General features: G+C 47.0%; 8 protein-coding genes. 6 read left to right on the forward strand and 2 right to left on the reverse strand.

Going from position 1 to position 12,292, the window contains the following annotated elements; genetic code table 11:
* Positions 1 to 34 precede the first annotated feature (34 nt).
* The 5 genes from ACF2JD_RS15685 (at position 35) to ACF2JD_RS15705 (ending at position 6,411) form a co-directional block, all read left to right on the forward strand.
* Positions 35 to 2,134 carry a RecQ family ATP-dependent DNA helicase gene (locus tag ACF2JD_RS15685; protein ID WP_275057432.1) on the forward strand — a complete coding sequence of 700 codons (2,100 nt, stop codon included), beginning with the start codon at positions 35 to 37 and terminating at the stop codon, positions 2,132 to 2,134.
* The gene (locus tag ACF2JD_RS15690; protein ID WP_275057431.1) at positions 2,131 to 3,447 is read left to right on the forward strand and encodes a DNA-processing protein DprA; all 1,317 of its coding nucleotides are present in this window, start codon (positions 2,131 to 2,133) and stop codon (positions 3,445 to 3,447) included. Before ACF2JD_RS15685 ends, ACF2JD_RS15690 begins: the two co-directional genes overlap by 4 nt.
* Positions 3,448 to 3,580: 133 nt before the next feature.
* The gene (locus ACF2JD_RS15695; RefSeq protein WP_275057430.1) at positions 3,581 to 4,657 is read left to right on the forward strand and encodes a DUF4297 domain-containing protein; all 1,077 of its coding nucleotides are present in this window, start codon (positions 3,581 to 3,583) and stop codon (positions 4,655 to 4,657) included.
* 51 nt (positions 4,658 to 4,708) lie between these two features.
* Entirely contained in the window at positions 4,709 to 6,124 is a 1,416-nt protein-coding gene (locus ACF2JD_RS15700; RefSeq protein WP_440987755.1) for a hypothetical protein, read from the forward strand.
* Positions 6,106 to 6,411, forward strand: a complete 306-nt coding sequence (locus ACF2JD_RS15705) for a hypothetical protein (protein ID WP_275057428.1) — start codon at positions 6,106 to 6,108, stop codon at positions 6,409 to 6,411. The genes ACF2JD_RS15700 and ACF2JD_RS15705 overlap by 19 nt, the downstream gene beginning before the upstream one ends.
* 477 nt (positions 6,412 to 6,888) lie before the next feature.
* On the opposite strand, the gene ACF2JD_RS15710 is transcribed toward ACF2JD_RS15705, so the two are convergent.
* Together ACF2JD_RS15710 and ACF2JD_RS15715 are read right to left on the reverse strand one after the other, a co-directional pair.
* The gene (locus ACF2JD_RS15710) at positions 6,889 to 9,273 is read right to left on the reverse strand and encodes a GmrSD restriction endonuclease domain-containing protein (RefSeq protein WP_440987756.1); all 2,385 of its coding nucleotides are present in this window, start codon (positions 9,271 to 9,273) and stop codon (positions 6,889 to 6,891) included.
* Entirely contained in the window at positions 9,270 to 11,060 is a 1,791-nt protein-coding gene (locus ACF2JD_RS15715; RefSeq protein ID WP_275057426.1) for a DUF262 domain-containing protein, read from the reverse strand. Before ACF2JD_RS15715 ends, ACF2JD_RS15710 begins: the two co-directional genes overlap by 4 nt.
* 625 nt (positions 11,061 to 11,685) lie before the next feature.
* Between ACF2JD_RS15715 and mobI the strand changes: the two genes are divergently transcribed.
* On the forward strand, positions 11,686 to 12,261 hold the full coding sequence (gene mobI / locus ACF2JD_RS15720; RefSeq protein WP_239052880.1) for a conjugative transfer protein MobI(A/C): 576 nt from the start codon (positions 11,686 to 11,688) through the stop codon (positions 12,259 to 12,261).
* Positions 12,262 to 12,292: the final 31 nt, after the last annotated feature.

The raw sequence follows: 12,292 nt of genomic DNA on the forward strand, positions 1-12,292 counted from the left end.
TTGGTGAACCCATAATCTCAATCAAGGAACGATAATGATTCGAGCTCAAGCCCAACAATTACTGCAAGCGGCGTTGGCCAATCCTTCAGCAGAATTCCGTGAAGGCCAATGGGAAGCCATTGATGCGCTGGTGAACCATCGTCAGAAACTGTTAGTGGTGCAGCGCACAGGTTGGGGTAAAAGCTCGGTTTACTTTATCAGCACAAGAATTTTCCGCGATCGTGGCATGGGGCCGACAATAATCGTCTCGCCTTTGTTGGCGTTAATGCGTAACCAGATTGAATCGGCCCAACGTTTAGGCATTGTCGCAGAAACCATGAACTCGACCAATAGTGCCGATTGGCAAGAGGTTACCCGGCGTATTCTTACTAATCAGATCGACTGTTTACTAATTTCCCCTGAGCGATTAGCTAACGATGGTTTTATTGACACCGTGTTGCAGCCTATCGCCGACCGTATTGCATTGATGGTTATTGATGAGGCCCATTGTATCTCCGACTGGGGCCATGACTTTCGCCCGGATTATCGACGTATCGTCAATATACTGCGTCAGTTACCCGCCAATACGCCAGTACTTGGTACCACTGCAACAGCTAATGACCGGGTGGTTGACGATATTCAAATCCAACTGGGCGACATTCAGATCCATCGAGGTCCACTAACCCGTGAAAGCCTCGCGTTGCAAGCTATGATACTGCCAGATCAAGCATCTCGCTTGGCCTGGTTAGCGCAAGTCATCCCCACTTTGCCTGGTACTGGCATTATATATACCTTAACAGTACGGGATGCCGAGCAAGTCGCTAAGTGGTTAGGGTTAAACGGAATCGACGCCAGAGCTTACTACGGTAGCGTTGAGAATGAGGATTTTGAAAACAGTGATACATACCGTCAGCATCTGGAGGGGCTGCTACTCAACAATCAATTAAAAGTATTAGTAGCAACAACAGCCTTAGGTATGGGCTACGACAAGCCAGACTTAAGCTTCGTTATTCACTATCAAGCACCTGGTTCTATCGTCGCTTATTACCAGCAGGTCGGCCGTGCAGGGCGTGGCATCGATCATGCGGTAGGTGTATTGATGTCCGGAGTGGAAGATCAGGACATCCATGAGTTTTTTCGGGCTTCAGCATTTCCGTCAGAGGGCCAAGTTAATGAAATTCTGCAGTTACTGGAGCAGAGTGATGGCTTAACCCTTCGAAGTATTGAAGAGCACACGAACCTGCGTCATAGCCAGATTGAAAAAGTGCTTAAGCTGCTCAGCGTGGAAAACCCGGCACCTGTTATCAAAGACGGTAGCCGGTGGCTCAGAACGCCAGTTCATTACCGAATGGACCATAATCGTATCGCCCATCTTACTAGACAACGTGTCCAAGAATGGCTGGAGGTTCAGGCATACATTACAGATATCGGTTGCAAAATGACGTTTCTGCGTCGAGCTCTAGATGATTTCGATCCAACATCTTGCGGTAAATGCTCATCTTGCCTTGGCCACCCGGAGATCAATGTATATGTTGATCCTATTTTGGCTCATCGTGCGGGTACATTCCTTAAGCACGCAGAAATGGTGATTGAGCCCAAAGCCCAAGTCGCATCTAATGCGTTTCTGGAATACGGATTTCGCGGTAATTTACCTCAACATCTTCGCGCACAAGAGGGGCGTGTTTTGTCTCGCTGGGGGGATGCTGGCTGGGGGCGTTTAGTTGCTGACAACAAGCACGCTGGACGTTTCAACGATGAACTGGTTGATGCCATGGTGGAAATGATCCAGCAGCGTTGGCAGCCTAACCCAGCGCCACTGTGGGTGTGTTGTGTTCCATCCCGTAACCACCCTGAATTGGTGCCGGACTTTGCTCGTCGCTTGGCTGTTCGCTTGGGCTTACCATTCATAGATGCAATCAGCAAGGTGAAAGACAACCAACCACAAAAAGTTCAGCAAAATCGCTTCCATCAATGCCGAAATCTAGATGGTGCATTTGAAGTTTCTCAGCGTTATCCGGGACAACCGGTTCTTCTGGTTGATGATGTTGTAGATTCCGGCTGGACATTAACAGTCATCGCAGCACTATTACAGCAGGCAGGAAGTGGTCCAGTTTATCCCGTAGCCCTTGCCTCTTCATCGGTAAAAGATTCATGAATATTTCAAGCTTATTGTCACCTACAGCACAAGCTACGCTGCTATTGACAAGTTACTTCTCAAAAGCCAGTAGCGAAACCGCCAAGCCACTTACCAATGCGGAATGGGGAAGATTTGCGTTGTGGCTGAAAGAGAAATCTGCCACGCCAGCCGATCTGTTGGTGACGGACCCTAAGACTTTACTAAATGGTTGGCATGATACGCGTATCAGTACCGAGCGAATTATTGAGTTGCTGAATCGTGGGCATAGTCTTGCACTTGCGATGGAAAAGTGGCAACGGGCTGGACTCTGGGTGGTTACCCGTTCCGACCCCGAGTATCCAAAACGCCTAAAAAAGCGACTAAAAACAGACTCACCAGCAGTGTTATTTGGGTGTGGTAACAAAGCTCTGTTGAATGCCGGCGGATTGGCTGTTATTGGCTCACGCAACGCCAGTGTGTCGGACTTGGCTTTTACAGATCAGGTGGGTTTCAAGGCTGCCTCAGAGGGAGTTGCGATTGTCTCCGGTGGAGCTCGCGGTGTCGATGAGACGGCAATGCAAGGGGCCATCAAACAAGGTGGTGCGGTGATCGGGGTGATGGCAGATAGCCTGCTAAAAGCTGCGACCAGCAGCAAGTGGCGAAAAGGCTTGATGGATGGGCATACCGTCTTGATATCACCTTTTTACCCCGAATCGGGCTTCAATGCCGGTAATGCAATGGCCCGCAATAAATACATCTACTGCTTGGCTGATAGTTCTTTAGTTATTCACTCTGGAAAGAAAGGAGGGACAATAAACGGGGCAGAAGAAAACCTGAAAAAAGCTTGGGTACCACTGTGGGTTAAACATACAACGGACAAAGATGCAGCCAATGCAGACCTGGTAGTCAAAGGTGGCCGTTGGTTGGAGGCTGATGCTTACTCATTCACCATTGCCGATTTAATGAGCCATGAAGGCTGTGGTGTGAATCATGCGAAAGAAGAACAGACCGATCTCTTTTCTATGCTTTCTCAGCCAGAATTGTTTACTGAGACCGAACCAGAGACAGCGGTTTATGATGTTGCACGCGATAGTGAGGTTCCCGAGCAGTGGGTAGATATTGACACCACCAAAGAACGACATATTGAAAATGAGGCTGCACTATCAAACTATATCGATTTTTATCAGTTATTCACCACCGAGCTTCAATGGTTAGCAAAGGTACCAGTCTCCGTTGATGAGTTGGCTGAACGCACACAGTTACACAAAGCACAGCTAACTGATTGGTTGAGGCGCGCCGAAGAAGAAGGGGTAGTTAAAAAGCTAAACCGCCCAGTACGCTATCAAGTTTAGCTCACTTAGGTTTAGTCAACAACGCCCATACCTACCTGTAAATATTATGGCCGTTCATTTCATAGTTTTACATGTGATATCATGCAGTTACTAAAATTTCTTCAAAGAGTTGGCTTCGTTATGGTTGGATCACATGGTCGACAACATTCTAAATGAACCCCAAAGAGAAACGTCTGGAGCGGAGACTTTTGCAAAGTACGAGTTCCAGTTTCACTGGGCACTATGCAAAATTCTGCAAAAGCATCATAAGCAGCAAGACTATGCTTTACTTCTTGAGTATCACGAAGACGTAGTTATAGCTGACTCCATGGATGGTCAGAAGGCGCAGTTTGATTTCTATCAAGTGAAAAATAAGACTGGCGCTCGATACACTGTAGATTCCTTAACAAAACGCTCAGCAGCCAAAAAAGGAGAAAAGAACTCCGTCTTAGGGAAGCTTCTTAGCTCATGCGTTGGAACTAAATATACTGACAGGATAACTGAAATAGGCTTGGTCGCTTCCAACGGTTTTAATCTCGATCAGAATAATAATGAGCTTAAACTTGATGTAATAACTATAGGTGACTTATCAGAAGCTTGTAAAAAAGAACTTACAATAAAAATTGAGTCTGAGTTAGGAGAAAGCCAAATCCCTAACAATCTAAAGTTCATCATACCTACAATTAGGTTAGAGAATCAACGAGAGTATGTAATTACTAAATTTTCAGATCTCGTTGACTCACTATTTCCTAATGGTATGTGTAACGCGGTTTCAATTTATAGAGCCATCATTGATGAAATTCATAGGAAAGGATGCGTGAAGTATGATTTCCCTGATTGGGAAAGACTTGTCGATGAGAAGTCTCTGACATCATATAAAGTCAAAGAAGTCATAGCAGTGAACACCACACATCCTTCCACTGAGCGTATGATAAGCGACTTAAGTAGCTTAAAAGATGATATGGGGTGGAACTTTCCTACTTTCAAAAAGTATCGAAGAAGAATAGAAAAGTTATTACTTCAGAGAACAGGGATGCTGACCGCGTTTGATATTAACAGAATGAAACAGCTTGAGGATTGCATCAAATCCATAGATCCTGATCAATACAGCTCATTAAGGGATGGTTTTGCAGCTCAGGTATCAAAGATCAAAGCTGATTTTCCAGTAGACTCTTTTAATGATGACGAAGAGATTACGGCAGAGGTGCTTTACCTTTACCTAAAGGACTAATCATGAACCAAAGCTATAAATTACTAATTAGGAACTTGAGGAAAAGAAAAAATGAAAAGCTTGCAATTCAAACGATTAGTTCTAGTATCAGATTCGAAAAGACTTGCGAATCAGTTCGAATTTCCCAAGAGATTGAATCTAGTTACAGGAAAAGACAATAGTATTGGTAAGTCTACATTAGTAAAAAACATATTCTGGGCGCTAGGCTGTGAGCCAGCGCTGGATGAGGAGTGGAAGTCTAATGATGTAAAAGCACTGCTTTACTTCAACGTTAACGGCGTTGAGCACTATGTGATTCGTTACCAAAATACTATAGTGCTTAATGGAGTAAGGTATACCAGTATTGGGGGGCGCTACTCGGAAGAATTTTCACAGCTAGTTGACTTTAAGCTCAAGCTCCCTAATCGGGATGATGAGACTGAATTACAAGTTCCACCACCTGCTTTTTATTTCCTGCCATTCTATATTGATCAGTTGAAGAGCTGGAGCAAGCCATGGGAGTCATTTGAAAGGCTTGGGCAGTATCGTAATTGGAAGCCTACTGTCGTTAAGTATCACTCTGGTTACATTGGTCCTGAGCATTTCGAGATCGAAGAGAACATTTGCGAACAGAAAATAATTGCAAATGAAGCTAATACGCAAATTCAAAGAATAGACTCTGCAATTGAGGTCTTAGAAGAGGTGTCAGCAGAAACTACGATCGCGATGAGTGAAGAGCAATTCGATATTGTTCAGCAAGAAATTCAAGAGGAACTAAGCCAGTTTGTAGCGGATCAGGTGAGGTTGTTTGAAACTCAAACAGATATTAAAACTGAGTTGTATGACCTGGAAAAACAATTAGAGCTAGCAGTTAACTCAGCTAATGAACTAGAAGCAGATTATGCTTTTGCTGTGGAGTCTATTCCCGGGGATGTACTTGAATGCCCATTGTGTGGCACTCACCACGATAACTCACTAGCTAGTAGGGCTGTCTTGCTTGCGGATAAAAGTGCGGTATTGGATCAGGTGTATCTAATTCAAGATGAGATTGCGAAAAGGAAAAGTCAGCTTCATGTGGTTAACTCCGACCTAATAATGGCAAGAGAAGAAGTCACAAGAATCAACAAAAAATACATTGTTTCAGATGATGGGAATGAGGTTGAATCTTCAGCGTTCTCAAGTGTATTAAGTAATATTGCTAAAAAAAATGTAAACAATAATGTGATTCGTTCTAAAGAAACGCAGAAACTTATCTTAATGAATGCAGAACAAAACCAAAAAAGGTTTAAATCAGACCAGCGAAAGTTATTACCTACGGCTACTAGAAAAGAGCTGGGAGAACTTTTCATGGGAAACCTGATAGAAAACATCAAGGTTCTTGGTGCTGAGGGGCTGAATTTAAGCAAGGTTAAACACCCAACAGATTATAACAAGCTGATGGGGGAGGTGCAGCAGAGGGAACTCGAGGTTTGCTTGCATACCAACTAGCGATCCTAAGACAGAGTGAATTTGCTCAGAACTGTGCAACATCTCCTTTTGTAGTCGATACTCCTAACCAGCAAGAACAAGCCGTTCACAGGTATGAAAAAGTAGTTAAAGTGATTATGGAGAATGTACCTAAAAATTCTCAAATCATTATGTGTGGTATGGAGAATCCTGCATTAGATGTGTTTGCATCTGAAGCTCATGTGATCGAGTTAGATGGTCATCGGTTATTACGAGAAGATAACTATAACGCGTATTCTATGGAGATCTCTTTACTTTTAAATATTTAGGTATCACCTGACACCGGCCTCAAGCCGGTGTCTTGCTTACGCTATTTTAAGAACCACTTCCTTCGATATCGATATCAATTTCAGGCCAAGCACGAAGCCTTGAAAAAGGCTGTGTCTAACTACCTCGATGAGCGAGGCTTGAAGGAGGGCAGCCATTGGCGAAATCCTCACGAGCACGGCCGTACCTTGTTCGAGGTGGGCTTTGCCTGGGCGATCTGCAAAGTGCTGGGCGGCTGACTTGGCACAGGCTTGATGAGCTGCGTAATCCTGTGGGCTTGCTCACACCTTTCAGATCGATATAACACGGCGCTGCCGCTATGTTGCCGGCATGCTATGTGATCCGTCGGCAGCAACCTGCTAGGAACTGACCGTAACTGCAGTCCTCCTGCTGGGTTGACTAACTACTTCAATATAACGATTTAGCGAGCCTAGCCAGCGCAGCCTTGTGACCACAACAGGCAGCCACTCACAGAGTATCTAGTTAACTTGAGACAATTCAGACGCCGTTGAGATGTGATTATTTAGTTGCTCTAATATATGTCCGACGTCATAGCTATTCAACACTATTTGATAGTGACCATGTTCTTGGTGGTGAAAAATATCTCTAAGCATTGCGCTAATCTGTGGCTCAATTTCCTTGGTCGGTAATGTTGTTCTTATGCAGAATTGGCTCTGATCTGCGACGATGTTGAATTCAGGCCATCCATCAGCCAGGAGGCAAGTCAGTTTGATATAAGGACTGGAGGCAGTACCAACTGCAGTCACATAGGTTATATGTAAATTGTTAAGAGTTTGCGATTTTGCCCTAAGTCTATGATAGAGGCAGAATGTGAGCAGCTCGGCATGTTCACCATTAAGTTGTCTACGTTTTAGTATGTAAACCTTCTCGCTAGATTCAAAGCGAATAGCTTTAGCTTCACAAAACGCCATGACCTCCGGTGTACCGACGATCAATCGTCGCCAACTTTCACACTCGGACACACTGGAGATGACACGCTCCAGTTGATTGGATAAGTCAATGGCGGGGTCCATTTGGTCCCATAGTTTTTTCAGCAGATCGCGCTTTCCCACCATGCGTAGGAATCGCTTCCAGCTGACTTCATCATCTGAGCGATCCACTAAAAAGGATTTATTTCTTCCCCTTTGCAATAAGCAATCACCAAGACTCAAAAGAGCTCTCTGCCAATAATGCGACCCCAATTCTTTTAAGCCCATATTCGAGAAGGTGACACGAGCCCAGCTCCAGTAGTGTTCAAAAGCATGCTGGAGCTCTCGGTGCTGCTCAGCAGCCCAGTCACTGGGAGCTGCTATTTTGAACTTGTTTGTCACCATTGAGAACTCTAAAAGGAAGTCAATTTGTCCGGCGAAGTACCCATGCGATTCTGCTACTTGGATCAGAGGCTTCCACCCTTCATGGGCCAGCATCAACGCGCACTTGATACGCTCCTCGCCGATTTGAACTCTACTGAAGCCCTCTACGGAGTTGTCCGGATTTGCTAGATGCTCCCGAATGTGGTCCGCATGCATCAACAGTACATTCACACTTTCAACGCTACGCCGGAAGTCATCTATCCGGTTATAAGTGGTGTTCACGGATAGGTTCTTGATGACCCTCATCCAGTGATCGAATGCCTCTGGCTCTGGCTTGCCCTCATGTTTATGGAGATAGCCCACATAGGCCGCGAACTGCACCGCCTCACTGTAGCTGAGTGAAATGTTGTTAGGATTAAGAATTTTTCCCAAGATGGCTGACTCATTGAAGGACTGACCGTTTAGCAATCCCGTGCATAATCTGCCTCCTTCGGCGTGTAACGCATTCAGCAAATAAATGAGCGACGTAGAGAAATGTTCATCCAGCCAATCCTGGCGATAGTAGTCATGGAATGAGAGTGATTGATGCACATTGCGTAACCGCTCGGTATCGTTGTTGAATGCTTCTCTCCCTGAGTCTCGCGTCACCAAAGCCACAGCCCGAAACAAGCGTAGGAAAGTCTGATCAAATAGATTGCTGACTTTGTCTCTGAATTGCCAGAACAAGTCCCCCCATTGTGTGTCCAGTTGGATGGCTACGTATTCATGGACGGGGAATGATTGGTCACTGATATTAAACCTGCGATTTACGAGCTGGGTTTTCAGCAACTGCTCATAACGAGCCTTGAAGTTTTCGAAAGCAGTGAGAGGCTTTCCCCGGGCATTCATCTTGATGTAAAGGTCATCCGATAGGCCGAAGTCATGCAGGCCCAAGAGTTGAAAGGTGACTGCTGGACGAACTTCGTCTATCAGTCTGGCGAATAAGCTCGAATGCGTTGCAAAACGCTTATGGATGGCATTCATCATGCCTAGGACAGACTGGATAGTTGGATCGCGCAGCCAGCTTCGGAAAAACCAAGGTTGATCGCACAATGTGACAGCAAGCGAATCTACTTCGTCCACTACTTCGGTTGGACGATACGCCACCAACTGGTCAAAAAAATCATTGCTACTAGGGCGCACTCCGTAGCAGAAACGGGATTTGCCGTCTGCCACGAATAGTGCTGTGAACACTTCCCAAGCGTCATCGTGCCATGCGAGATACCAGTGAAGTAGAAACAGAGTGGTTAAACGCTGCTGTCCGTCCAAAGGAAGGAAGTGTGTCTTTCCATGGCATGCTTCAACACTGCCATAGATGAAGTCTAAATTCAGCGGCAGACTGGCGTCATGCGCAGGTTTGAGCAAGGCATCTTCCAGTGCGGCAAGGAAGGAATCACGAACCTCTTGCTCATCAGGTCGGCCTTGGGCGTAGTCACGCTGGATAATCGGAATCTGGATGTGTGTGTGCCGCTGCAGCAGTTGAATGTAGCTGATTTGTTGACCTAAGTTCATTGCATTCCTCTCCTGCTACCGCAGAAAAAGCGGGTGAGTGTATCCAACATGACTGTTTCGTATGCTTCTCTGTCCTGTTCGGTCCAAAACAGAGTGTTGCCCACCTGTGGGCTGTAGCACTTAAGGAAGATGTTGCGGGTGCACAGCGGCACGAAGATGCCGGCCTGATCCAGCGACAGCAGTCGTTGACGCTTTAACGCAAATACGGCATTGCCATAGCTGCGGTTGGTATGCTCGTCAAGCAGAGTCAGGTTGCCCAAGCCATGCTCTTCCTCCCACTCCTTAGCTTCGGCAAAAAACTCCAGCACTCTGTCATACAGATCGTCAAACACTTCCGGAGTCTTAGAGAGAGCTTGGTCAGCTAAGTAGGTATCAATCTCTTCGCATAAAACATTGGCTGTGCCTTGCGCAGCGAGAAATCTAAGGCAGTGTTCCAGCCAGGTCTTTTGCGTATCAGGACGGCCAGGCCTGTCGTCGCTAACGGAACGAATGTGCTCGATATCCCAGCACTGGGTCTTGAAACTGTCGAACTGGAAACGCAGGTTGGAGCGCTCGTCTTGCAATAAGGTGGCGAGGTTGAACAGCAGAAGCCATGCACGGATGCGTACGTGGCTAACCTTACGTCCATAGCTGAGTCCATCCATATGTGTTAGCAGTCGTTCCCGTACAACCGCCTCGAGCACAGGAACAGACAGCTCATATCCTGTCACGCGTTTGAAGATCTCGCGACGCAAAGTCAGCTCGAAACCGCTCTTGGTTGTGCCTTGCGCCAGTTGGCGAATGCTGTTGATACCGACGCTTTGATGAACCAGATAACCCACCATATGGAAGAGCATGCGGTCCTCAAACCATTCTTCTAACTGCAGAAAGCTGGACTTAATGCGTCCCCACTCGTCCGTAACGCTGGCACCTGATGCCTTGAGCCGCCCATTGACGTGATGGAAAACGGCATAGGCGTCGTGTTGCCATGCCTGCGGTAAACCGTCTTGTTGCGCTACCAGTTCAAACAATAGGCCGATGCGGTTCTGGGCGGGAGCAGGCTTGTTGCTTATGAAGTACCAAAAAGCATCGTTTTGGAGAGCTTTTTCCAGCACATCCCATTCGTAGGCGATGCGTAACTGAGCGCTTGTGGGATCTGCCCCGGCGCCGGTGCTTCGGCGCAGAAACAGCGCGCGGATCAGTTCGTCTGATGTTAGCGGTATTTTACCTACATTCAGCCGGGTGAAGGCCTCGACTGGATGGTCCCCTTCGGCCAACTCGAACCAGATAAGCTTGACCTGGTTTAGTATCACAGCCTTGATCGCTTCCACCTCGCTTTCGTGCTGGGCGAACCAGCTCTCTATTGTCTGCATGGCCAGATAGAGATGAAAATAGTCAGCGTTAGTATCCGCTAGTGCCGGCGATGGTTCGTCTAGAAAGTCCGCCAGCTTGGGGCGAGTTTCATAATCCAGCTGGTAGACTGGTTGGCGGAAGCGCTCTGCCAATCGTTCGTTGAAATGACGGAGGATCAACAACAGTGTAGTCAGGCGTTGCTGGCCATCGACTACCTCCCAGTCCCCTTGTGGCCGAGCCTTGATTACTAAGGGCTGTAGGCAGTAGAACTCCTGAGGCTGAGGATTAGGTCGTTGGGTGAACTCGCGGAAGTCATCCAACAGTTGGGTTATCTGGAGTGAGGTCCAGCGGTATCCTCTCTGGTAGGCAGGGATGAAGAAGCGTTGCGGCCGTTCATCTACATGGAAGGTGCGTAGCTCATGAACGGTTTTCAATTGAATTTGTTGTGTCGCCATACCAGACGGGACCTCTAGGTCATTAGTTCTTGGCTAGTGTTTTGCTATCTACTAGCTCGATTTTTTATGGTCACATAAGAGCATCCCCATGGTGCTGGAATTTGTAGATACTAGCTAGGGGGAATACTTAACTTGCGACTTTCCTCAACGGAGTGTACCCGTCGCATAGCAGCCCTCGAACAGCTGACACGCGAACGTCTGGATTGGCCGATCTCGCACCTGTGGCCTAACACCAGGAACGACTGCTGTACTTTGCTACCCTAAGGTCAGTTGATGACAGCACCAATGAGCGCTGTGGTCGGTAGTTGCCGATCATCATGAGCGGTGGCGTGCTCACCCACGAAAAGCACAGCGATCTACCACATTACAGGCAGGTCCCACATCATTGGTGGAACGACTTTTCCAAGGTCCTTGCACCATGTTGCAGCGCTTGATTGTTCGTTATTGATGGGTCCCACATCAGATAAGCTATTGGAAAGGAATTGGATAGGTCTTTGGAGCGGGAGTAATCATCTTGGGACCTGCAATATCTCTCAGAACGCCCCAAAAGGGCAGATACAGAGCGTAGGTTTTTGCAGCCTCATGTTTAACATCTGTGGTGTCATAACCAAGATCAGGAGGATGTATGACACAACAGAACATTTCCCGCATGGCGGAGGCATGGCGAATAATCAGTCGCAAACAGACGACTCAAGCAGATCGGGATAACGCCACCCGTATGGCACTACAGCAGTGCGGGGAGTTCCTCATCGCCATCCATGACATGGCGGAGATTGAGCAGAGGCGCTACGAGTTTTTAGCGAATCGACTCTGCGACCATTTTTGGCAACACAATCGAGCACACAGAACCAGGCAGACCCCCGGTTATCCGGGCCATTTCGGTTGCAGGGCACGAGTTCGTCAATTCAAGCTGGAATGCCACTGGTACTACAACCAATTCATTGAACAGCCAAAAGGATCGGGGAAGCACAAGGTTCTTAGCCATTACCTGCCGCGCAATGGTCAGTTTTCGTATTACAAAGCGACATTTACACCTGCACATGACTGGGAAAAACCAGTCATTTTGGCCACAGAGGAAGGCTTTGCCCTGATACGCCAACTCAATGATCAGTTGATGCAGTTGCGTCGGCTTTCTCGCAGCAGCCAACGTCTACTAGGAACACTGATCCAGCACCTCGATGAGATGGGCGTTCTGTCATGACTCGGCTCTTAGCGCAAACGAATTACAAAAA

The sequence above is a fragment of the Aeromonas ichthyocola genome, assembly GCF_046087985.1.
GTDB classification, from domain to species: Bacteria; Pseudomonadota; Gammaproteobacteria; order Enterobacterales; family Aeromonadaceae; genus Aeromonas; species Aeromonas rivipollensis.